Source organism: Acidocella aluminiidurans (genome assembly GCF_055383125.1).
In genome coordinates, this window is sequence record NZ_AP031589.1 from 3631443 (window position 1) to 3654423 (window position 22981).

19 protein-coding genes and 1 pseudogene are annotated in these 22981 nt (G+C 64.2%); 9 read left to right on the plus strand and 11 right to left on the minus strand.

Annotated elements, in window-relative coordinates; all coding sequences use genetic code 11:
* Positions 1-78 precede the first annotated feature (78 nt).
* Genes ACZ46S_RS17865 through ACZ46S_RS17875 form a run of 3 tightly spaced genes read right to left on the minus strand, consistent with a single transcriptional unit; the run spans position 79 to position 3235 of the window.
* Positions 79-1002, minus strand: a complete 924-nt coding sequence (locus ACZ46S_RS17865) for an efflux RND transporter periplasmic adaptor subunit (RefSeq protein WP_464062823.1) — start codon at positions 1000-1002, stop codon at positions 79-81.
* Entirely contained in the window at positions 999-1223 is a 225-nt protein-coding gene (locus tag ACZ46S_RS17870) for a DUF1656 domain-containing protein (protein WP_464062824.1), read from the minus strand. Before ACZ46S_RS17870 ends, ACZ46S_RS17865 begins: the two co-directional genes overlap by 4 nt.
* Positions 1220-3235 carry an FUSC family protein gene (locus ACZ46S_RS17875; protein ID WP_464062825.1) on the minus strand — a complete coding sequence of 672 codons (2016 nt, stop codon included), beginning with the start codon at positions 3233-3235 and terminating at the stop codon, positions 1220-1222. Before ACZ46S_RS17875 ends, ACZ46S_RS17870 begins: the two co-directional genes overlap by 4 nt.
* Before the next feature lie 192 nt (positions 3236-3427).
* Here ACZ46S_RS17875 and ACZ46S_RS17880 point away from each other — a divergent pair, with 192 nt between their 5' ends.
* On the plus strand, positions 3428-4126 hold the full coding sequence (locus ACZ46S_RS17880; RefSeq protein ID WP_464062826.1) for an NAD-dependent deacylase: 699 nt from the start codon (positions 3428-3430) through the stop codon (positions 4124-4126).
* A 258-nt stretch (positions 4127-4384) separates the two neighbouring features.
* On the opposite strand, the gene ACZ46S_RS17885 is transcribed toward ACZ46S_RS17880, so the two are convergent.
* The 3 genes from ACZ46S_RS17885 to ACZ46S_RS17895 all read right to left on the minus strand — a co-directional run bounded on the left by ACZ46S_RS17885 (position 4385) and on the right by ACZ46S_RS17895 (position 7315).
* Positions 4385-4798, minus strand: a complete 414-nt coding sequence (locus tag ACZ46S_RS17885; RefSeq protein WP_464062827.1) for a hypothetical protein — start codon at positions 4796-4798, stop codon at positions 4385-4387.
* Between the two features lie 481 nt (positions 4799-5279).
* The gene (gene hutC, locus ACZ46S_RS17890) at positions 5280-6017 is read right to left on the minus strand and encodes a histidine utilization repressor (RefSeq protein ID WP_464064307.1); all 738 of its coding nucleotides are present in this window, start codon (positions 6015-6017) and stop codon (positions 5280-5282) included.
* Between the two features lie 5 nt (positions 6018-6022).
* Positions 6023-7315, minus strand: coding sequence for a formimidoylglutamate deiminase (locus tag ACZ46S_RS17895; protein ID WP_464062828.1), 1293 nt, complete (start codon positions 7313-7315; stop codon positions 6023-6025).
* Positions 7316-7380: 65 nt separating this feature from the next.
* Between ACZ46S_RS17895 and hutI the strand changes: the two genes are divergently transcribed.
* The 5 genes from hutI to ACZ46S_RS17920 all read left to right on the plus strand — a co-directional run bounded on the left by hutI (position 7381) and on the right by ACZ46S_RS17920 (position 13105).
* The gene (hutI, locus tag ACZ46S_RS17900; RefSeq protein WP_464062829.1) at positions 7381-8562 is read left to right on the plus strand and encodes an imidazolonepropionase; all 1182 of its coding nucleotides are present in this window, start codon (positions 7381-7383) and stop codon (positions 8560-8562) included.
* Positions 8559-10067 (plus strand): histidine ammonia-lyase, encoded by a 1509-nt coding sequence (hutH, locus tag ACZ46S_RS17905; protein WP_295743087.1) that lies wholly within the window; start codon positions 8559-8561, stop codon positions 10065-10067. Before hutI ends, hutH begins: the two co-directional genes overlap by 4 nt.
* A gap of 81 nt (positions 10068-10148) precedes the next feature.
* A complete protein-coding gene (gene hutU, locus ACZ46S_RS17910; protein ID WP_464062830.1) occupies positions 10149-11810 on the plus strand; it encodes a urocanate hydratase in 1662 nt (553 codons plus the stop codon).
* 147 nt (positions 11811-11957) lie between these two features.
* Positions 11958-12365, plus strand: a complete 408-nt coding sequence (locus ACZ46S_RS17915) for a RidA family protein (RefSeq protein WP_295743093.1) — start codon at positions 11958-11960, stop codon at positions 12363-12365.
* A 17-nt stretch (positions 12366-12382) separates the two neighbouring features.
* Positions 12383-13105 carry a class II aldolase/adducin family protein gene (locus tag ACZ46S_RS17920; RefSeq protein ID WP_464064308.1) on the plus strand — a complete coding sequence of 241 codons (723 nt, stop codon included), beginning with the start codon at positions 12383-12385 and terminating at the stop codon, positions 13103-13105.
* Between the two features lie 9 nt (positions 13106-13114).
* On the opposite strand, the gene ACZ46S_RS17925 is transcribed toward ACZ46S_RS17920, so the two are convergent.
* Positions 13115-13792, minus strand: coding sequence for a DUF1028 domain-containing protein (locus tag ACZ46S_RS17925; RefSeq protein ID WP_464062831.1), 678 nt, complete (start codon positions 13790-13792; stop codon positions 13115-13117).
* A 100-nt stretch (positions 13793-13892) separates the two neighbouring features.
* Here ACZ46S_RS17925 and ACZ46S_RS17930 point away from each other — a divergent pair, with 100 nt between their 5' ends.
* Positions 13893-14810: a LysR family transcriptional regulator gene (locus ACZ46S_RS17930; protein WP_295743102.1), complete on the plus strand. Its 918-nt coding sequence runs from the start codon at positions 13893-13895 to the stop codon at positions 14808-14810.
* A gap of 7 nt (positions 14811-14817) precedes the next feature.
* Here ACZ46S_RS17930 and argE read toward each other — a convergent pair whose 3' ends face one another.
* Positions 14818-15954: an acetylornithine deacetylase gene (gene argE, locus ACZ46S_RS17935; protein WP_464062832.1), complete on the minus strand. Its 1137-nt coding sequence runs from the start codon at positions 15952-15954 to the stop codon at positions 14818-14820.
* A 328-nt stretch (positions 15955-16282) separates the two neighbouring features.
* Here argE and ACZ46S_RS17940 point away from each other — a divergent pair, with 328 nt between their 5' ends.
* A complete protein-coding gene (locus tag ACZ46S_RS17940) occupies positions 16283-17665 on the plus strand; it encodes a purine-cytosine permease family protein (protein ID WP_464062833.1) in 1383 nt (460 codons plus the stop codon).
* Positions 17666-17697: 32 nt separating this feature from the next.
* On the opposite strand, the gene ACZ46S_RS17945 is transcribed toward ACZ46S_RS17940, so the two are convergent.
* The 3 genes and pseudogenes from ACZ46S_RS17945 to ssb all read right to left on the minus strand — a co-directional run bounded on the left by ACZ46S_RS17945 (position 17698) and on the right by ssb (position 19982).
* Positions 17698-18183, minus strand: a complete 486-nt coding sequence (locus ACZ46S_RS17945; protein WP_464062834.1) for a hypothetical protein — start codon at positions 18181-18183, stop codon at positions 17698-17700.
* 22 nt (positions 18184-18205) lie between these two features.
* Positions 18206-18766 (minus strand): lipocalin family protein, encoded by a 561-nt coding sequence (locus ACZ46S_RS17950; protein WP_464062835.1) that lies wholly within the window; start codon positions 18764-18766, stop codon positions 18206-18208.
* A 698-nt stretch (positions 18767-19464) separates the two neighbouring features.
* Positions 19465-19982 (minus strand): annotated as a pseudogene (gene ssb / locus ACZ46S_RS17955) (single-stranded DNA-binding protein).
* A gap of 124 nt (positions 19983-20106) precedes the next feature.
* Between ssb and uvrA the strand changes: the two are divergent.
* Positions 20107-22977: an excinuclease ABC subunit UvrA gene (gene uvrA, locus ACZ46S_RS17960; RefSeq protein ID WP_464062836.1), complete on the plus strand. Its 2871-nt coding sequence runs from the start codon at positions 20107-20109 to the stop codon at positions 22975-22977.
* The last annotated feature ends 4 nt before the right edge of the window (positions 22978-22981 follow it).

Genomic DNA, 22981 nt, shown 5'->3' on the forward strand with positions numbered 1-22981 from the left:
GGGCCGCCCCTTTTTTTCAAAAAAGGGGCGGAAGACGTGGGGTGTTTTTGAAAAAACACCCCACACCCCCAAAAACTTTTACTGGTTTTTACTTTTATCCGGCTGCACGCTGACCGTCGCGGTCAGGCCGGCGACGAGATGGATGCCGGCCGGCACCTTGTCGATGGCGATGCGTACCGGAATACGCGCCGCCAGCCGCACCCAGGTGAAGGTGGGGTTCACATCCGCCAGCAGCGTCGGCGCGGCGACGCGTTCATTGTCGGTGATGCCGGAGGCGAAGCCCTGCACATGGCCCTGGATCGGCGGGCCGCCCTGCAGCAGCTCGACGCTGGCCTTGTCGCCGACCTGGATGTGACGCAGCTTGGTTTCCTCGAAATAACCATCGACATAGAAGCTGTCCGTATCGACGATGGCGATCACCGGCTTGCCGGCGGCGACGTAATCACCGGGCTTCATCGAGAAATTCGTCACCCGCCCATTCACCGTCGCGCGTACGGTGCTGCGGGTGAGGTTGAGCTGGGCGACATCGAGATTGGCTTGCGCCGCCGCGGTGGCGGCCTGCGCTTGCGCGTAGGCGGCTTCGGCCGCGCGGGACTGGGTGCTGGCATCGTCGCGTGAAATCGCGGAGGCGGCGTTGTTGGAGAGGGCGGCGTAGCGCGCGGCGTTCTGCTGGGCGTTCTGCATCGTCGCCTTGGCTTTGTCCTGCGCCGCCTGGGCCTGGGCGAGGGCGGCTTTGGCCTGCTCCATCGCCAGGTTGAAACGCGACGGGTCGATCTGGAACAAAGGCTCGCCGGTATGCACGAAATCATTATCCTGCACGAAGACCTGCACCACAGGGCCGGTCACGTCAGGCGCGAGAGAGACGACATCCGCGCGCACGCGGCCATCGCGCGTCCAGGGATCGTCCATATAATAGATCCAGAGCTGCCAGCCGACGAGCCCGGCAAGCACCACAACCACCAGGGTGACGAGAAAACGGCTGACGAAATTTGCGGATTTCATGGGGCTCCGGGGGATGAAAGGAAATGCGAGGTCAACAGCCAGACCAGCCCGGTGAGCAGCACCAGGAGGCAGAGATCGAAGAGCGGGCGATGCCAGACGAAACGGTACACGCCCATGGCGGAAAGTCCGCGGCGCAGCGCGACGGAAAGCAGCAGGGCGACGCCGATCCAGATCAGCAGCGGCGGAAACAGCACGCCGTAAATATTGATTTCACCGATCATTCTGCCACCAATGCCTGGCTGTGGGTCTGGAAAATGGGAGGTGCCGCCTCGGGAAACAGCACGCTGCGCAGGCCCGAGAGCACCATCAGCGCGGCCCGGTGGGCCAAGGCGTCGTGCATCAGCGCCGCCATCGCGCCGTCCAGCGCGTGCATCAGCGCGTCCGGCGCGGGCTGGCGGGCATTGCCCTGATAATGCGCCGCGATGCCATCGAAGATCAGTTCGCAGCAACGCCTGGCCTCGGGCGGCAGCCGCCATTGTTCGCGGTGCAGCGCGATGATGTTGAGGCCGACGCGCAAATCCACCAGCACGCCGGAGGCGGCGCTGTCGGCGCCGCTGGCCACGGCGGCGAGGCGCGGCATCATCAGCCCCAGCCGGTCCATCATGATGCCGGTCAGGGCGGCGCGGTCATGCGGGAGGGCAGCCTGCGCGGCGGCGGCGACATCGCGCCAATTGGCGCGCATCAGCCGCTCGGCGCTCCAGGCAGCGCCGACGGAGCGCACGATGCGGGTGAGGATCAGCGCCGACCCCAGCCCGACGATCAGGCTGAAGGAGCTGTCGGCGAACGGCACGAAGCTGCTGTGATAGCCATTGCCCAGCCCGAGCTGGGTGGCGCCGACCGCGCCGATGACCATGCCGGTGCCGAAAGTGGCGGGGCGCGAGACCAGCACGCCCGTCATCAGCCCGGCGGGGAGCAGCACGAGGTAAAGCTCGTCGAACCCCACCACGCGGGGCAGAATGGCGAAGCTGTAGACGAAGATGCCGATGATGACGATGACGGCGTTGCGCAGCATCTGCGCGATCGCCGGGGCGGGGTCGTCCTGGGCGGCGAAGAAGGAGCAGGCGACGGCGACCATGATCGCCGCCCCGGCGCCGTAGGCCCAACTGGTGGCGATCCAGAGCGCGCAGACCAGCAGCACCGCGCCGGCGGCGGAGGTGGCGGAGAGGAAGGCCAGCTTATGGTCGCGGTTCTGCTTGGTGATGGCGATATATTCGGCATCCAGCGCCGGGCTGGCCGGCGGCGGTGGCGCGCCTTCGGTGACGAAGCGGCGCAATTGCCGGGAATGGCTGGAGATGCGCACCAGCTCCTCCAGCCGCAGCGCCAGGCTGGCGCGCAGCAGCCCGCCCCAGTCCGGCGTGTCATGGTCCAGCGCCTGGATGTCGCGCAGCAGCGCATCGGCGCCGTCGGCCTTGCCGCTCTGCACCCATTGATCGGTGGCGGCGAGCACGGTTTTCAGCTTCGGGGTCAGCGCGTCCAGCCGGCGCAGCTCGGCGACGCGCTGGCCGATGGAGCTGAGGACCGGCATCAGGCTGATCACATACATGCGCAGCCGCGTCACCTGCCGCACCGCCGATTGCATGTTGGAAATGTCGTAGCCGAGCTGGGAGACCATCATCGCCGTGTCGGTCGCCTCGAAGGCCAGGCGGCGGCGGGCCTCGCGCGCGGCCTGGGATTCACCGTCGCCCGCCAGCGCGGCGCTGGCCCAGTCCACCCCCGGCTTGACCCAGGAGGTGATGCGCCGCGCCAGCACCGGGCCGATCGAACGCGGCAGGATGATGGTGCCGATGATGGTGGTGCAGACGATGCCCAGGGTGATCTCCTCGCAGCGGGTCAGCGCCGTCTGGAAGATGTGGCTGGGATCGGTGACCGAGGGGAAGCCGATGATGCCGGCGGTGTAGCCCGAGAGCATGAAGGTATAGGCGCGCGGGCTGCGATCCATCAGCGCGATATAGAGGCACATCGCCACCCACAGCGCCATGGCGATGCAGAGCAGCACCGGCGCGTTGACCAGATTGGGCACCAGCACCACCGCCGCGGTGCCGCCGATCAGCGTGCCGAAGAAGCGATAGACGGCTTTCGAGCGCATCGCCCCGGCATAGGGGTTGGCGACGATGAAGGCGGTGGCCATCGACCAGTACGGGTTGTCCAGCCCCAGCCAGCAGGAGATGAAGAAAGCGAGCATGGCGCCCGTGAAGGTCTTCAGGGCAAAGAGGAGTTCGTCCGGCTTGGGCATTATCCCCTGCAAACAGGAAAAAACGTCAGGAAGGTAGATGTTCTTTGCAAGGCGGCTCTGCGACGCCCCGGCTGGCTGGTTCTGGTTTCGGCACGTTTCGGGGTGTTGTACCGGATGCAAGGCCGGGGCGGAAGCGGTTTGCACAAGGCTGTGGCGCTGATAGCGTGAAAGCACGCAGACGAGGAGCAGGCGGTGAATATCGTGGTGCTGACAGGGGCGGGGATCTCGGCGGATTCAGGCATTGCCACGTTTCGCGCGGCGGACGGGCTGTGGGAAAATCACCGGATCGAGGATGTGGCCTCGCCGGAGGGGTTTCTGCGGGATCCGACGCTGGTGCATCGCTTCTATAATCTGCGCCGGGCGCAACTGAACCAGGTGGCGCCGAATGCCGGGCATCTGGCGCTGGCGGCGCTGGAGCAGGGCTGGCGCGGGCGGGGTGAGTTTCTGCTGGTGACGCAGAATGTGGATGACCTGCATGAGCGGGCGGGCAGCCGGAATGTGCTGCATATGCATGGCCAGCTGCGCCGGCTGCTCTGCATGGAATGTGGCGCGGCGGGGCCGTGGCTGGATGAGTCCGGGGTGGAGACGGTATGCGCGTCCTGCGCCGCGGCGGCGATGCGGCCGGATATCGTCTGGTTTGGCGAGATCCCGTATTTCATGGACGAGATTCTTGCGGCGCTGGCGCAGGCGGATGTGTTCTGCGCGATCGGCACCTCAGGCGTGGTGTATCCTGCGGCCGGGTTCGCGGCCGAGGCGCGGCGCAATAAGCGGGGCTGCGTGCTGTATGAGATCAACCCGGTGCCGACCGGGGGGCGTTATTTCGACCATGTGATCGAAGCCCCGGCCAGCGAGGGCGTGCCCGAATTCGTGCGCAGGCTGGGGCTTTTTTAACGCCCACCTTCTTAGAGGCTGTTTCAAAAGTCGCTATGGTGAGTCGTCAAGTGGTGATTTGCGAGAACCGGAGCGCAGCGTACTTGAGGTACGTGAGCACCGGCGCGCAGCAAATCGCCGCTTGGCGGCCGCCAGAGTGGCTTTTCAAACAGTCTCTTAGAGCCTTCAGCTTTTAGCTGAACGCTCTAGCTTTCATTTTGACGAGCAATTTCATGTGTTTATTTTGACGCTGGCGCGCCAACCTAAACACATATTGCTCTAACCTGCGCGCCGGCTGGAGAGCCGCGCCGCCAGCGTGGCGGCGGCGCCGCTCAGCCCGGTTTCATCGGTAAAGAAAGCCAGTTTTTCGCCCGCGGCGAGGCGGCTGCGCAGCGTGGCGGCGAGCGGGGCGGCGGCATCCGCGCTGCTGGGCAAGGCGAGGATTTCCAACGCGCCGGGCGCGGTGAAAGGATGGCCCTGCGCGGCGATGAGGGCGACGATGCCGGCCTCACGCAGCAGCGCCAGCCCGTCCTCCGGCTCGGCCTGGCCGAGGGAGAGCACGGCCAGACGCCCCGGCTCCGCCCAGACCAGCTGTGCCCCGTGCGCGACGGGGGAGGGGGGCGCGGCGGCGACCAGCGAATCGAGCGCGGCGCGGATTTCGTTCTGGATGGAGGTGAGGTCCATCCCGGCCAAGCGCGGCGCGGTGTGGGCCGGGGGGGCATGGCCGCGCGGGCGGCGTGGCGGCGGAAGACGAAGCCAGTTTCCGGGGCGGGCTGGGCTTCGGGTTCGGGCGCGGGGGCTCAGCCGGCGGCGCGGGTCGCGGCGTGGCCTCCACCTTCATGGGCGGCGCGGCGCGCAGGAAGGCGTGCAGATCGTCCTGCGGGCCGGTGGCCGGGGCCGTCCGGCGGCGGCGGCCGGCCAGGAGGTCGATACAGAGTGCCAGTATGCCGAGGCCCAGAACCCCCAGCCCGGCGCTGAGATACAGCGTGTCTTGATCCAAACGTCTCCGCCTCCAACGCGGCTCCCTGGAAATTTACGCGCCCGCAAGCGGTTTGAAAAGCTGGACGAAGGGAGCCCAGGGCTGCCTTGGCGCGGCGCGGTACGGGCGGAAATTTCATAAAGATTTCTGGGGGCAAAAACCCCCAAGGCGCTAGAACTTTTGCCTTTAAAAAGCCTACCCTGGACGGGGGTGGAAATCCGCCAGCTTGTAGCGGCTGCCCAGGCTGTAGCGGCTGCCAGGATGGGTGAGCAGAGAGCGCGTGGCTGGCCCGGCTGGCGTCCAGGTGCGGCGCAGCAGGCAGAGGCAGGCTTCCTGGGGGCCGAGGCGCAACAGCGCCTGCAGCCTGGCATCGGCGAGGGTGGCGTGGATGACATGCTCCACCTCGCTCGGCGGGGCGATGGTCTGCAGATAGCGGTTCGGGGTCTGGCGGGTGAAATCCTGCGCCAGATAATCCGGGGCGAAGCCGGGAGAGACATAGCGCTGCTCCAGCTGCACCGGGATCTCGGTCTCGAAATGCAGGATCTCGGAATAAAACAGTCTGGCGCGGGGGCGCAGGGCGAATTCAGCGGCGATCTCCGCTGGCGCGGGGCGCGCTTCCAGCGCCAGCACCTCGGCGCGATGAGCATGGCCGCGCCGGGAAATATCCTCGGCGATGTCATGGATTTCCAGTAGCGGCGAGCGCGGCGCCGGGGCCTGCACGAAGCTGCCCGCCCCCTGCAGGCGCAGCAGCACCCCTTCGGCGGAGAGCTCGCGCAAGGCGCGATGCACCGTCATCCGCGAGGCGCCGAGGCGCTCCATCAGCTCGAACTCGGAGGGGATTTTCTCGCCCACCTTCCAGGTGCCGCTGGCGATGCCATCCCGCAGATAGGTTTTGACCTGCTCATAGAGTTTGGCGGGGCGGGCGGCTGGCATGGCGGTCACAGGCGCTTGCGCAAGGTCGCGTCGAACGCGGCGCGGGCGGGCTGCGCGTGGATGTGGCGGCCGGCCTCCACCAGGCGCTTGCCGCGCACCCAGACATCGCGCAAAGCGGGCAGGCGGGCGGTGAAGATGGCGTCGGCCAGCGCCTCCTCCGGGGCATCGCCGGCTATGGTGACGAAGCTGGCCGGGGCGCCGATGGCAAGGCCCGCCTGCAGCCCCATCGCCTGCGCCCCGCCGGCCAGCGCGTTCTGGTAGAGGGCGGTGGCGGTGGAGCGGACCGTGTCCGTGGCCATGACATTGCGCTGGCGCTGCGCCAGACGCTGGGAATATTCGAGCATCTGCAGTTCGCGCGCGGCATCGATGAGGATGTTGGAATCCGAGCCGATGCCAAAGGGCCCGGTGAAATGCTGGGCGGGGAAAATACCGTCGCCGAGATTGGCCTCGGTGATCGGGCAAAGACCCGCCACCGCCTGGGATTTTGCCATGGCGGCGGCTTCCTGGGCGGTGATATGGGTGGCGTGGACCAGGCACCAATTTGCCGAAACCGGGGCGTTTTCCAGCAGATATTCAACCGGCCGGGCGCCGGAGAAGGCCAGGCAGGCCTCCAGTTCGGCGGTCTGCTCGGCGATATGGATGTGAAAAGGCGCGGCGCCGTTCAGATTATTCAGCGCACTTATTTCCTCGCGCGTGGCGGCGCGCAGTGAGTGCGGGGCGCAGCCGGTGGCGGCCAGCGTCCGGCAGCGTTCATGCAGCCGCGCGTAACTGTCCAGGGAATTGATGAAGCGGCGCTGGCCGTCGCTGGGCGGCTGCCCGCCAAAGCCGGAATGGGCGTAGAAGACCGGCAGCAGCAGCAGATCGATCCCGCTGGCGTCAGCGGCGGCGGCGATGCGCGTGGCCATCTCGGCGATGTCGTCATAGGGCGTGCCGTCCGGCGCGTGGTGGAGATAATGAAACTCCGCGACCGCGGTGAAGCCGGCTTCCAGCATTTCGGTGAAGGCGAGCGTGGCGATGGCCTGCACATCGTCCGGGTCCAGCGACCAGGCGAGCTTGTACATCAGCTCACGCCAGGTCCAAAAACTGTCGGTTCCGGTGCCGCGATGTTCGGCCCGGCCGGCCATGGCGCGCTGGAAGGAATGGCTGTGCAGATTGGGCATGCCCGGCAGGGCGATGCCGGTGCCTCCCGTTATGCCGGTTTCGATCTGCGTGATCCGTCCGGCCGCGAAGGAGATGGCCACATGCTCGGCCCACCCCTGGGGAAGCAGCGCGTGGCGGAAAATGATGCGATCGGACACTGGACAGCTCTCCCGGACATGCATATTGTATATACAACTTTTCCCTCAACGCCAAGGTTCAGAACATGCGGGCAGAGCGGATTTTTACCAATGCGAGGCTGGCGACGATGGACCCGGACCTGCCGGGTCTCGGGCTGGTGGAGCCGGGCATGGTGGCGCAGGCGGGCGGGCGCATTCTCTATGCCGGGCCGGTGCGCGCGATGCAGGCCGAGGAGGTGGTGGATTGCGAGGGCCGCTGGATCACGCCTGGGCTGATCGATTGCCATACGCATCTGGTTTATGCCGGCAGCCGCGCCGGGGAATTCGAGGCGCGGCTGGCCGGGGCGAGCTATGAGGAGATCGCCCGTGCAGGGGGCGGTATCATGGGCACGATGCGCGCCACGCGCGCGGCCAGCTTCGATGAGCTGCGCCGCGCGGCGGAGTTGCGGCTGGAGGCGTTGATCGCCGAAGGGGTGACGACCATCGAGATCAAATCCGGCTACGGGCTGGCGCCAGAGGCGGAATATAAATGTCTTGAGGTTGCGAAAGCGCTCGGCGGCGCCGTGGATGTTTCCACCAGCTTCCTGGGGGCGCACGGGGTTCCGCCGGATCTGGCGCGTGAGGCGTATCTGCGGCTGCTCTGCGAGGAGATGATCCCGCATGTCGCCCGGCACGGCCTGGCCGAAGCGGTGGATGGGTTTTGCGAGGGCATCGCCTTTTCGCCTGAGGAAATGGCGCAGGTTTTCGAGGCGGCGAAGCGTTGCGGGCTGGCGGTGAAGCTGCATGCGGACCAGCTCTCGGACCTTGGCGGCGCGGCGCTGGCGGCGAAGTTTGGCGCGCTCTCGGCGGATCATCTTGAATATACCAGCGAGGATGGCGCGGCGGCGATGGCGCGGGCGGGCAGTGTTGCGGTGCTGCTGCCCGGCGCCTTCTATACGCTGCGCGAAACCAGGTTGCCGCCGGTTGCGGCGTTTCGCGCCCATGGGGTGCGCATGGCGGTTTCCACCGATCTCAATCCCGGCACCTCGCCGCTTTTCTCCTTGCTGTTGGCCATGAACATGGCCGCCACGCAGTTTCGCCTCACGGTTGAGGAATGCCTGCTCGGCGTCACCCGCCATGCCGCCGCCGCGTTGGGGCGGCCGGATGTGGGTGTGCTGAAACCAGGGGCCAAATGCCATCTCGCGATCTGGGACATCGAGCGCCCGGCGGAGCTGGTCTATCGGATCGGGTTCAACCCGCTACATCAACGTATCTGGAGTGCCGCATGAAACTCATCCCCGGGGCCATGAGCCTCGCCCAATGGCGCGATATCTATCAAGGTGCCGCCGTTGAACTTGACGAGGCGGCGCTGCCGGCGATCCAGGCCGGGGCGGATGCGGTGGCGGAGATTCTGGGCCGGGGCGAGCCGGTCTATGGCATCAATACCGGCTTCGGCAAGCTGGCCTCCGTGCGCATCGCGGATGCGGATCTGGCGACATTGCAGCGCAATCTCGTGCTTTCGCACGCGGCGGGTGTCGGCGCGCCGATGCCGGTGGCGGTGGCGCGGCTGATGCTGGCCTTGAAGATGGGCTCGCTCGGCCAGGGCGCGTCCGGCGTGCGGGTGGAAACCGTGCGTATGCTGGAGGCGATGCTGGCGAAAGATCTGATCCCGGTGGTGCCGGCGCAGGGTTCTGTCGGCGCCTCGGGCGATCTGGCGCCGCTGGCGCATATGACCGCTGCAATGATGGGGGTCGGCGCGATTTTCGTCGGCGGTGTGGCCAAGGATGCTGGTGCTGCCTTGGCGGAGGCCGGGCTGGCGCCTTTGGTGCTGGGGCCGAAGGAAGGGCTGGCGCTGCTCAACGGCACGCAATTTTCCACCGCCAACGCCCTCGCCGGGCTGTTCGAGGCGGAGGCGAATTTCCGCGCGGCGCTGGTGACGGGCGCGCTTTCCACCGATGCCGCGAAAGGTTCCGATGCGCCGTTTGATCCGCGCATTCATGCGGTGCGCCGGCATCGCGGCCAGGCGGAGGTGGCGGAGGCGCTGCGTGGGCTGATGGCGGGTTCGGCCATTCGCGCCTCGCATCTGAAAGGCGATGAGCGGGTGCAGGACCCTTATTGCCTGCGCTGCCAGCCGCAGGTGATGGGCGCGGTGCTGGATCTTCTGCGCCAGGCGGCGGCGACGTTGGAGACCGAGGCGAATGGCGTGACGGATAATCCGCTGATCTTCACCGGCCCGGCGGTGGCGCTCTCGGGCGGGAATTTCCATGCCGAGCCGGTGGCCTTCGCGGCGGATATGATCGCGATGGCGGTGTGCGAAATCGGCTCGCTGACCGAGCGGCGGATTTCGCTGCTGGTCGACCCGGTACTCTCCGGCCTGCCGGCCTTTCTGACGCCCAAGCCAGGTTTGAATTCCGGTTTCATGATCCCGCAGGTGACGGCGGCGGCTTTGGTCTCCGAGAACAAGCAGAGCGCTTACCCGGCTTCGGTGGATTCCATCCCCACCTCCGCCAACCAGGAGGACCATGTCTCGATGGCCGCCCATGGTGCGCGTAGGCTGTTGCGGATGAATGAAAATCTGCGCGCGATCATCGCCATCGAATGGCTGGCGGCGGCGCAGGGCTGCGATTTTCATACGCTGACCTCCTCGGCTTTGTTGGAGACGGCGCGGGCAAGATTGCGCGCGGCGGTGCCGAAGCTGGAAGAAGACCGGCATTTCGCGCCGGATATGGAAACCGCCATCGCGCTGTTGGGTGAGGGCGCCTTGTCCGGGTTTGATCTGCCGGGGGTTGCCTGAGCCTTTGCCTCGCCTGCGATTTGGAAGACACGTCGCGCCGGTTGCGCCGGTGCCTGAGACCATTCTGAAAGGTTTATGCGCATGACCCGCCTTGATAATGCCCGCATCATCCGTGCCGACCATGGCAGCACATTATCCGCGAAAAGCTGGCTGACCGAAGCGCCGCTGCGGATGCTGATGAATAATCTCGACCCGATGGTGGCCGAGCGGCCGGAGGAGCTGGTGGTGTATGGCGGCATCGGCCGCGCGGCGCGGGACTGGGAGAGTTTTGACCGGATCGTCAGCGCGCTGAAGAGGCTGGGCGATGATGAAACCCTGCTGGTCCAGTCCGGCAAGCCGGTTGGCGTGTTCCGCACCCATAAGGATGCGCCGCGCGTGCTCATCGCCAATTCCAATCTGGTGCCGAACTGGGCGAACTGGGCGCATTTCAACGAGCTCGATCGCAAGGGCTTGATGATGTATGGCCAGATGACAGCGGGAAGCTGGATCTATATCGGCACCCAGGGTATTGTTCAGGGCACTTACGAAACTTTCGTGGAGGCGGGCAGGCGCCATTATAACGGTGACGTCGCCGGGAAATGGGTGCTGACCGCCGGGCTGGGCGGCATGGGCGGCGCGCAGCCGCTCGCCGCGACCATGGCGGGGATGAGCTGCCTTGCCATCGAGTGCCAGGCGAGCCGGATCGAGATGCGGTTGAAGACACGCTATGTCGATGTCCGCGCCGATACGCTGGATGAGGCGATGGCGATCATCGAACGATCCATTGCCGAGAAGCAGCCGGTGTCCGTCGGCTTGCTGGGCAATGCGGCGGAGATTCTGCCGGAGATGCTCAAGCGCGGCATCAAGCCGGATATGTTGACCGACCAGACCTCCGCGCATGACCCGGTGAATGGCTATCTGCCCGCCGGCTGGAGCGTTGCGGAATGGGAGGCCAGACGCGAGACCGCGCCGCAGCAGGTGGAAGCGGCGGCCCGCGCCTCGATGGCCAAACATGTCGAGGCGATGCTGGAATTCGTGAAATTGGGCGTGCCGACCTTCGACTACGGCAATAATCTGCGCCAGCGCGCCAAGGAGGAAGGGGTTGAAAACGCCTTCACCTTCCCCGGTTTCGTGCCGGCCTATATCCGCCCGCTCTTCTGCCGGGGCATCGGCCCGTTCCGCTGGGCCGCACTCTCGGGCGATCCAGAGGATATCTACAAGACCGACGCGAAGGTGAAGGAGTTGCTGCCTGAGGACAAGCATCTGCATCACTGGCTCGACATGGCGAAGGAGCGCATTTCCTTTCAGGGCCTGCCGGCGCGTATCTGTTGGGTTGGGCTGGGGGACCGGCATCGGCTTGGGCTCGCTTTCAACGAGATGGTGGCGAAGGGCGAGCTGAAAGCGCCGATCGTGATCGGGCGTGACCATCTGGATAGCGGTTCCGTCGCTTCACCCAATCGCGAAACAGAGGCGATGGCGGATGGTTCGGATGCGGTGTCCGACTGGCCGCTGCTGAATGCGCTGCTGAATTGTGCTTCGGGCGCTACCTGGGTGTCGCTGCATCATGGCGGCGGGGTCGGCATGGGATTCTCGCAGCATGCCGGCATGGTGATCTGCGCGGATGGCACCGAGGACGCGGCGAGGCGGCTGGAGCGGGTGCTGTGGAACGACCCGGCCACCGGCGTGATGCGCCATGCCGATGCGGGCTATGACATCGCCAAGGACTGCGCCCGGGAATTTGGCCTCAACCTACCCTCGTTATAGGGCTGTTGCTGAAAAATCCGGCAACTGGTTCGGCTTAATTTATGCAATGGCTTTGCAGTATCAGGTTTAACAAAGAGGGCGGGCGGCCTATGGTAGGGTAGGGCCGCCGCTATTTACCGTGGGGGCGGGAGCTGCGGAGTTTTCGAGATGATTCACAAGCGTATTCGCCCCTTCAACACCAAGGATACCTATCCGGAGCAGAATCTCGACAATGATCTCTGCCAGGCGGTGGTGACCGGCAAGATGATCTATCTGCGCGGGCAGGTGCCGCAGGATCTGGACACGCGCGAGAATGTCGGCGTTGGCGATCCGGTGGCGCAGACCGAGAAGGTGATGCAGAATATCGATCTGCTGCTGCGCGAATGCGGCGCGACGCTGGAACATATCTGCAAGGTGACCGTCTATATCACCGATATCCGGCATCGCGAGGCGGTGTATCGCACCGCGGGGCGTTGGCTGAAGGGGGTCTATCCGGTCTTCACAGGGTTGGTTATCGTGGCTTTGGCGCGGCCGGAATGGCTGGTCGAGATCGATGTGATCGCTGAACTGCCCTGAGCTTTTGGAGGCCGATGGTGAGCGACTTGAAGCAACGTGAGATGAAGCTGCGCGGTGAGCTCGCGGCTTTATGCAGGCTCTCCGCCATGCTGGATTGGCAGGAGGCGACCGCCAACCATATCTCGCTGGCGGTGTCCGATGATGGCACGCAATTCCTCATCAATCGCCGCTGGCGGGATTTCGCGACGCTGAAAGCCTCGGAACTGGCGCTGCTGGATGGGTCGGCCAATGCGCTGCCGGAAGATGTGGACAGCACCGCCTGGGCGATCCACGGCGCGATCCATCGGCTGGTGCCGCGGGCGCGCTGCGTGGTGCATCTGCATCCCGCCTACGCCACGGCGCTCGCCTGCCTGAAAGACCCTACATTATATCCGGTGGACCAGACCTGTGCGCGGTTCTTCAACCGCGTCGCGGTGGATGGCGCCTATGCGGGGATGGCCGATAATCAGGCCGAAGGCGAGCGGTTGGCGAAAATCCTGGGGGAGAAGAAGATCCTGATGATGGGCAATCACGGGCTGCTGGCCACCGGCGAAACGGCCGCGGAAGCCTTCGATACCTTCTATCATTTCGAGCGCGGGGCCCGCACCTTGATGCTGGCCTACGCGACCGGGCAGGCGCTCAGCGTGCTGAACGATGAGGTGGCTGAGAAGACCGCGCAGGCCTGGGACAGCGAGCCGGAATTCGGCGCGGCGCATTTCGCGCAGATGCGCCGCCGGCTGGATCAGGATTATTTGAACTAGCCGCCGGCGTTACTCATCGCCCGGCACGCCGTAGGAGGGAGCGGCGTTCGGGTTCAGCGCGCGGGTGACATAGTCATACATTTGCGGCTGCCAAACCTCCCAGAGCCGGGCGAGTTCGTGCAGTGGCGTATCATGCCAATCGACCCGCAGATCCGCGAGCGGCCAGGCTTGTTTGTCGACCACGATGAGGCCGGCGGATTTGATCGGCCCGGCTTCGCCGCCGGCAGCCAGCCCCGCCAGCATCGCTTCGATCACACGCGCGCCGAGTTCCCGGTTCGGATCGCTAGCCACGAATGCGTCGATCACAGCTTGCGGAACGCCGCTATGGGCCAGAAGATTGCCGGCGGAGCCAGCGTTGATTCCGCGCGCCTCGCCGGTGACGCCGAGTGTCCGGGCGCCGGAAAACAGCGCAATGTTGCCGTGCGCGTCGATCAAGGTCAGCTGCCGGAATTCAGGGAAGCTGGCGCTGCCTGCGATTTTTTCGATCGCCGCGGCGGCGGTGAGGCCGGATTCCAGCGCATCCAGAAGTTGCGGCGCCAGCCGCGGGTCGGTCACGTTCTGGGTTGTCGCGGCACCGATGCCCGCACGGGCGAAGGCGCAGCGTGCCGCGACGGCCGGCGAGGAGGAGGTGACAGCAACGGCAAACTGGCCGGAACGCGGGCAGCGCGCGACGAGGGAGAAAGTCATGCGAAACTCCTGAACGGTCGTAAACAGTTTCCACGTTGATGCTGGTTTTGTAAAATATAATCCTCTGATATGTTGATTCAAATTTCTTGAGGGCGGGAACATGCGCTTCACGCTGAAACAGATAGGCTATTTCGTCGCGACGGCGGAGACCGGCAGCATCACCCAGGCCTCAGAGCGGGTGAATATCTCGCAGCCTTCGATTTCCTCGGCGATCACGGCGCTGGAGGAAGAGTTCGGCATCCAGCTTTTTATTCGTCACCACGCGCAAGGCTTGTCGCTGACCGCCGAGGGGCAGCGTTTTCTGCGCGAAGCGAAGGCGCTGCTGCTGCAGGCGGAAGAGGTGCAGGCGGCGGCGTCGATGATTTCAGCGAAGATCGGCGGGCCGTTGGAAATTGGCTGTCTCTCGACGCTGTTTCCGCTGGCGGTGCCGGAGCTGCTCTCGGTATTTCGCAAGCGCTATGAGGCGGCGCGGGTGAATGCGCTGGATGGCAACCAGGCGGAATTGTTCGAAAGCCTGCGCCATGGCCGCATCGCCCTATTGCTGACCTACGATATGAACATCCCGCCGGATTTCGACTTCATGCCGATGGCGCCGTTGCGGCCTTATGCGTTTGTCGGCGGGTCGCATCGCCTTGCACGGCGGCGCTCGGTTAGTTTGAAGGAGCTGGAGGGCGAGGATTTTCTGTTGCTCGATCTGCCGATGAGCCGCGATTATTTCATGTCCTTGTTTCGCGAGGCCGGTATCGCGCCGCGTATTGCCGGGCGCTATGCCTATATCGACATTATTCGCAGCCTGGTGGCGCGGGGAGAAGGGTATGGGCTGGCCAATGCGCAGCCGAAAAACCTCTCGACGCTGGACGGGCACAAGCTTGCCTACCTGACCCTGGAGGATAGGTTGCGGCCTCTGGTTTATGGTGTGGCGACGTTGAAAGGGCTGCGGCGCACGCCGACGGCGGACGCCTTCATCGAATTATGCCGGGAACTGCTGCTGAATCAGAAACTGCCCGGCACGCGCTGAGTTAATTTCAGACGCTCAGTGAGGCGATCACGCGGTCCAGAAACGCGTCGCACTGATCGAGCTCGTCTTGGGTGATATATTCGTCTGGCTTGTGGGCGCGGTCGATGCTGCCCGGCCCGCAGACCACGACAGGTAGGCCAAGCCGCGACTGGAACAACCCGCCTTCCGTGCCGAAGCCGATCTTGCATGGGCCGGTGCCCGCCGCCGCCAGGATTTTTGCCGGGAACGAATCTTCGGGCGAGGTCTCCAGCCCTGGATATTCGTTGGCGATCTCGATTTCGATGCGGCCTTGCCCGCGCCGGGCGATGATCTCCGCTGCCCGGGCGCGCAGCTGGGCAACCAGAGCGTGCGGATTATCCGCGGCGACATTGCGGATTTCAAATTCCATATCGCAGCGCTCCGGCACGATATTCAGCGCGCTGCCGCCCTTGATGGTGCCGACATGAACGGAGGTAACCGGAAACGGGTAGGCGGCATCGCGCGCGCCGGTGGCGAGGAGCTCGGCCTGAAGTGTCTCGGCCGCGCCGACCATTTCCGCGGCGAGGCCGATGGCGTTGCAGCCCAGCGCCGGGTTGGCGGAATGGGCGGGCTGGCCGTGGCAGCAAAAGCAGCCGAAAATCTTGCCCTTATGCCCAAAGCCGACCTGCTGCGCTGTCGGCTCGCCAATGATGCAGCCTTCCGCCTGGAAATTTTCCGCCTGCAGCCGCTCCAGCAAATCCCGCACGCCAAGGCAGCCGACTTCTTCATCATAGGAAAACGCTAGATGCAGCGGCCGGGTGAGGCGGGTTTTGTCGGCGCGCTCGGCGGCGCTGAGGCAGGCGGCAAGGAAGCCTTTCATGTCGCTGCTGCCACGGCCGAGCAGTTTGCCGTCCTTCGCGGTCAGCGCGAACGGGTCGGTGTGCCAGTCCTGGCCGGCCACGGGTACGACATCGCTATGGCCGGACAGCACGATGCCGGCGCCGGTCTGTGGCCCGAAGCTCGCCAGCATATTAAGTTTTCCTGGCTTTGCACCTGCAAGAACATGAATTCGTCCACCAGCCGCGGTGACAATCCCGGCGCTCCAGCGGATGAGGTCCTCGTTCGGATCGGCGCTGATGCTGGGGAAGGCGGTGAGGCTGGCAAGATGCGCGGTGGTGCGGGTCATGCCCTACTCCTAGCGTGGGGAGAGGGAGAGGTGAAGTCTGGGGTCTGCCTGCGTGGCGGGCTTAGTCGGCCTGGGAATGCCCAAAAAACATCCTGATGCACAGAAAAAGGAAGGCTCTTGGTTCGGTTAATTCAATGCGGAAGCCCGCTCGATTAGTGTAAGCTGTGGCTAAGATTAAATAATGGAGTGCACCGCGTGACCATTACGTCTCGCCCGCAAGCTGCTTGCGCCGCGACCTCCGGCAATATTTGCCGGCGTGGCGCGATGCGATTTCGGCCTGATCTCCGCGCCGCCGCGGCGTACCACCCCCAGCCCTAAGGACAGCAACATGGCCACGGAAGCTCCTGGCAAAGTCGAGCAACATACGATCTACCAAATCCCTCTCGATCAGCGCCACGGCACCTGGCGGGATCTGTTCACCATCTGGTTCGGCTCGAACATCATGATGCTGACGATCATCACCGGCTCACTGGCATCGGCCGTGTTCAAGCTGGATTTCGTCAGCTCCTGCCTTTCGATCATCATCGGCAATCTGGTCGGCGCGATTTTCATGGCGCTGCATTCGGCGCAGGGCGCGCGGCTTGGCGTGCCGCAGATGGTGCAGACGCGCGGGCAGTTCGGGACCATCGGCGCGGTGCTGGTGGTGGCCATCGTCATCGTCATGTATGTCGGCTTTCTGGCCTCCAATATCGTGCTCGCGGGACAATCCTTGCACACGATCGCGGCGGGGATCGACCAACGCTGGCTGATCGTGCTGATCGCGGTGATCAGCGTCATCGCAACGATTTTCGGGCACGACCTCATTCACGCCTACGCGCGGGTGATCACATGGGCATCCGGTCTGGCGCTGCTGGTCAGCTTCGCCTGGATCGTGCTGGTGCATGGCCTGCCCGGCAATTTCATGGCGATGAACCATTTCAACCTGGCCGGATTCTGCAGCATGGTCTCGGTCGGCGCGCTCTGGCAGATTGCCTACGCGCCCTATGTTTCGGATTACAGCCGCTATATGCCGCATGATACGGGTGCGAAGGACGCGTTCTGGGCCTCCTACTGGGGCTGCACGCTTGGCTCGATCTTCCCGATGATTTTGGGCGCGATGCTGGGGCTGGTTGCGGCGAATGGCGATCCGGTCGCGGGGCTCACCAGCTTTACCGGGGCGGTCGCGGTGCCGGTTGTGATCATTTTTTCCATCGGCTTCGCCGGCACCAATGCGATGAACCTCTATTGCGGCGTGCTCTCCACCATCACGCTGGTGCATACATTCGCACCGGGCTGGAAGCCGGGGGCGGCGGCGCGCACCATCACCGCGATCGCGATCACGTTGGTTGGCTTGGCCATCGCCTTGTTCGCGGCGGGGGCCTTCCTGACCAACTACACCAACTTCATCCTGTTGCTGCTCTATGTGCTGGTGCCCTGGACGGCGATCAATCTGGTGGATTTCTATCTGGTGCGGCATGGGGATTACGATGTCGGGGCGTTTTTCACCGCCGCGGGCGGCATCTACGGGCGCTTCAATAAATCGGCGATCTTCTGCTATATATTGGGGATTCTCATTCAGCTGCCGTTTGTCTCGAACGATCTCTATACCGGCCCGGTGGCGAAGGCGCTGGACGGGGTGGATCTCTCCTGGATCGTCGGGCTCTGCGTGATCAGCCCGGTCTATTATGTGATGGCGCGCAAGAGCGCGGCCAGTCTCGTGCCGGCTGTATAGACGCGAAGATCAGACTCAGAATATTGCCGGCTTTACCAAAGCCGGCAATATTCGCGGGCATTTTCAAGGTTCGGCCCGGGCGTTGCGTCCGGGCCGAGCTGTTTCAGAAACCCGTCCGGGGCGCTGGGGCGTGGGGTGTCGCCGCAATTGGTATGCACCCAATCCATTCCCATTCGTCCGTTGCGCAGGCTGTAGAGTTTGCCGCACAGCGCCAGCCGCATGCCGGGATGCAGCGCTGAAAGCGGCGCCGGAACCGTGTCGGGGGCCGCATCGTAGCCGGCCGCGAAGACGTTATCCGCGCGAATATCGTAGATCTGGCCATCATCGCCGCGCAGCAGGATCTTGCTGTGGGAAAGCGCCACCCCGTCGCGATAGTCCCGGGCGCGGACGAAGAACGGGCCATGCGCGATGGTGCCGGTCAGGTACTGGCCTTGCCGCGCCTGGCACAGTCTGGCCTCATCGGCCAAGGCGGCGTGAGCGATACCACAGAGAATGAAGGCGAGGGCCCAGAGCCGCATGGAATCTCTCCCGTTATCCGCGTCATTTAGCCGGTTGGTCGGTCGGCGGGAAGCGGGCGGGATATTCCAGCTTGCCCTGATAGCCGAGCGCACGGACACGCGCCGTCAGCTGTTCCACCAGCGCCGGGGCGGGATCGGGTGTGCGGGTGAAGACGGAGAGCAGCGTCATTTGCGGGTTGGCGACGATGAACCAGCTATAATCGGCGGCGTGATCGAGGATCCAGTAGGTATAGGGGATGGTGAACAGATGCCAGAGCCGGTAGCGCACGAGAAATTTGTTGTTGGCGCCGGGGGCCAGAATCGCGACGCTGCCCTGGAAGGATTTTTCCCTGCCCGCCGGCGTGTGCATGCGGCAGGCATCGCGCTCCATCAGCTGGCCCTGGGCGTTGGCGAAATAGCGCGTGGTGCCGGCGACGCAGCCATCGGTCAGTTTCATTGGGATGCGGCCGATTTCGTACCAGGTGCCGGTAAACAGCCGCGACATCTCAACCGGCTTTTGCGGTTGCGGCGCGATGACGGGCGCGGGTGTTCCGGCACAGCCTGAGATCAGCAGCAGCAAGGGAATGAGCAGCCATCCGCGCATGGATCGGTCCTTCCGGGTCAAAGCCTGTCTACGCGGGCTTTGGCGCGGCGGATCACCTGGTGCTGTTGAGCCTGGGGCTGTTGAAGCTGATATTCACGCTGTAGGCCGCGAGGAGGGCGTTCGGGGTGATTCTGGTCTCGGCGTTCAGAGAGAGGTTGACGAGGTGGACCGGTATCGTCGCTTCGGTTGGTAACGCTCAATATGCCGGCCAAGGCGGCCAGCCATGACGCAAAGAGGCGGAGTGTGTGCTTCAATTTTATCTGATGCCCAACGCGAACGTTTAGTGAAAAATTGTTTGTATGGCTATCGTTGTATGTATCGATGGTAATGATTGTGAATCAACTTCAAGTAAATGAATTGCTGAAACGGGTTGAAAACCAGAGGTGGAAAACTTTTAATGTTTTCGACAGAAACATAGAATGTCGCTAAAGATTTTGAATCGGACGGGATTTTTGGTTTTGTTTAAAAAGCGCCCATCCGGATTTGGTCGCGATGTCATGGCACGCTTGGGTTGTTTTGTGTTTCGCGCATCGCGTGAACGTTATGATAGCTATAATGATCTCGCTTTTCAAATGAGGGAAAAGTTAGTGTTTTTATGATTTATTCGTAACGAAAAAACGGCCTGCGGCGGGATTTTTAGACGCAAAAAACCGCGCCCGAGGGCGCGGTTTGCGGTAAGCCGCCGAGATCAGGCGGGGTTAGAACGGGATTTCGTCGTCCAGATCGCCATTGCTCGGCCGCGTATCCCAGCCACCGACGGCGCGGGCGGGGGATTTCGCGGCGGGGGCCGAGGCTGTGCGCGGCGCGTACTCGTCGCCACCGCCCATGCCGCCCCCATGCCCATACCGCCGCCCGCTCCCCCGCCGGCGCGGTCCAGCAGCACCAGCTCGCCGTTGAAGCGGCCGATCATGATCTCGGTGGTATAGCGCTCCTGGCCGGACTGGTCGGTCCATTTGCGGGTCTGCAGCTTGCCTTCCAGATAGAGCTTGGAGCCCTTTTTCAGATATTTCTCCGCCACATCGGCCAGCCGGTCATTCATGATGACCACGCGGTGCCACTCGGTCAGCTCCTTGCGCTCGCCGCTGGCCTTGTCGTTCCAGCTCTCGGAGGTGGCGACGGCCAAATTGACGACCTTCATGCCGGACTGGGTGTTGCGGATCTCCGGGTCGCGCCCGAGATTGCCCACCAGAATCACCTTGTTCACACTACCAGCCATGTCGCCCTCTACAACTCAAAATTGTCTTTCAGGATAGCGCATCCGCCACGCGGTGGCCAGCGTTGCTTTATACGCGGCGAGACCCTATCTTACAAGAACGTATCACGAACATCCAGGATCGATCATGGCGGAGCAGAAGGGTGCCGGCTTCATTAGCGTTCGCGGCGCGCGCGAACATAATCTGAAAAATATCGACATCCAGATTCCGCGCGAGCAGCTGACCGTGATCACCGGGCTCTCCGGCTCGGGCAAATCCTCGCTGGCCTTCGATACCATCTATGCCGAGGGGCAGCGGCGCTATGTGGAGAGCCTCTCGGCCTATGCGCGGCAGTTCCTGGAGCTGATGGGCAAGCCGGATGTGGACAGCATCGAGGGGCTCTCCCCGGCGATCTCCATTGAGCAGAAGACCACCTCGAAGAACCCCCGCTCCACCGTCGGCACCGTGACGGAGATCCATGATTATATGCGTCTGCTTTGGGCGCGGGCCGGGGTGCCCTATTCGCCGGCGACCGGCCTGCCGATCGAGGCGCAGACGGTGAGCCAGATGGTGGATAGGGTGATGGCGATGCCCGAAGGCACGCGGCTATTGCTGCTGGCGCCGGTGATAAGGGGGCGCAAGGGCGAATATAAAAAGGAGCTGGCGGAATATCAGCGCAAGGGCTTCACCCGGGCCAAGATCGACGGCACCGTGTATGAAATCGCCGAGGCCCCGGCGCTGAAGAAGACGCTGAAGCACGATATCGAGATCGTCGTCGACCGGCTGGTGGTCAAATCCGGGCTGGAGCAGCGCCTGGCGGATAGTTTCGAGACGGCTCTGGGGTTGGCGGATGGCATCGTCTATGCCGAAAATCACGACACCCAGGAGCGCACGGTGTTTTCCTCGCGCTTTGCCTGTCCGGTTTCCGGCTTCACCATCGAGGAGATCGAGCCGCGGCTGTTCTCCTTCAATTCCCCCCATGGCGCCTGTCCGGAATGCGATGGGCTGGGGCATGAGATCTATTTCGACCCGCATCTGGTGGTGCCCGATGAGCGCCGGGCGCTGGATGACAATGCCATCGCCCCCTGGGCCAACGCGCAATCGCCTTATTACGACCAGACCATCGCCGCCATCGCCAAGCATTACGGGGTGAAGCTGGGCACCGCCTGGGAGGATGTGCCCGAAGATGTGCGCGAGGTGTTCCTGTTCGGCTCCGGCAAGGAGGAGATCAAATTCACCTACAAGGACAGCGCGCGCGCCTATAATGTCGTGAAGCCGTTCGAGGGGATCATCAAAAATCTCGACCGGCGCTACAAGGAAACCGATTCCGCCTGGGTGCGCGAGGAGCTTTCCCGCTACCATGCCGAGCGTCCCTGTGCGGCCTGCAACGGCGCAAGGCTGCGCCCCGAGGCGCTGGCGGTGAAGGTGGCGGAGAAAAACCTGGCCGAGGTGGCGGAGCTGTCCATCGACAAGGCGCGAGACTGGTTTGCCAGCGTCGCCGCCACCCTCACCCCGCAGCGCCTGGAAATCGCCCGGCGCATCCTCAAGGAGATCGAGGAGAGGCTGCAATTCCTGCTCGATGTCGGGTTGAATTATCTCACCCTGGCGCGCTCTTCCGCGACGCTGTCGGGCGGGGAGAGCCAGCGCATCCGCCTGGCCTCGCAGATCGGCTCCGGGCTGACCGGTGTGCTCTATGTGCTGGATGAGCCCTCCATCGGCCTGCACCAGCGCGATAATGAGCGGCTGTTGGGCACGCTGGAGCGGCTCAAGCGCCTGGGCAATACCGTGCTGGTGGTGGAGCATGATGAAGACGCGATCCGCGCCGCCGACCATCTGGTGGATATGGGGCCGGAAGCCGGGGTGAAGGGCGGGCATGTGGTGGCGCAGGGCACGCCGGCCGAGGTGGCGGCCAACCCGAAATCCGTCACCGGGGATTATCTCTCCGGCCGGCGCTCGATCCCGGTGCCGCAACGCCGGCCGGTGCAGAAGAACCGCACCATCAAGCTCGTCGGCGCGCGCGGCAATAATCTGAAGGATGTCACCGCGACCTTCCCGCTGGGGCTGTTCACCTGTGTGACCGGCGTCTCAGGTGGCGGCAAATCGACGCTGGTGATCGACACGCTCTACAAGGCGCTCTCGCGCCGGCTGATGGGCTCGGGCGAGGTGCCGGCGCCCTTCGAGAAGATCGAGGGCATGGAGCAGCTAGATAAGATCATCGATATCGACCAGTCGCCGATCGGCCGCACCCCGCGCTCCAACCCCGCCACCTATACGGATCTGTTCGCGCCGATCCGCGACTGGTTCGCCGAGATGCCGGAGGCGCGCGCGCGGGGTTACAAGCCGGGGCGGTTCTCCTTCAACGTCAAAGGCGGGCGCTGCGAGGCCTGCCAGGGCGACGGCGTGCTGAAGATCGAGATGCATTTCCTGCCGGACGTGTTCGTCACCTGCGACACCTGCAAGGGCAAGCGCTATAACCGCGAGACGCTGGAGGTGAAGTTCCGCGGCAAATCCATCGCCGATGTGCTGGATATGTCCGTGGACGAGGCGCTGACGTTCTTCTCCGCGGTGCCGAAGATCCATGACCGGCTCTCGATTCTGGCCCGTGTCGGGCTCGGCTATATCAAGCTCGGTCAGCAGGCGACCACGCTTTCAGGCGGCGAGGCGCAGCGCATCAAGCTGGCCAAGGAGCTGGCGCGCCGCGCCACCGGACGCACGCTCTATATTCTCGATGAGCCGACGACCGGGCTGCATTTCGAGGATATCCGCAAGCTCTTGGAAGTGCTGCATGCGCTGGTGGATGCCGGCAACACCATCATCGTCATCGAGCATAATCTCGAAGTGATCAAAACCGCCGATCATATCATCGATATCGGGCCGGAGGGGGGCTCGGGCGGCGGGCGCGTCATCGCCACCGGCACGCCGGAGGATATCGCCGCGAGTGCAGGCAGCTATACGGGCCGCTTCCTCGCCCCCTTGCTGGCGCCGGCCAAGCCGGCGAAGACGCGCAAGAAGGCGTGACGCG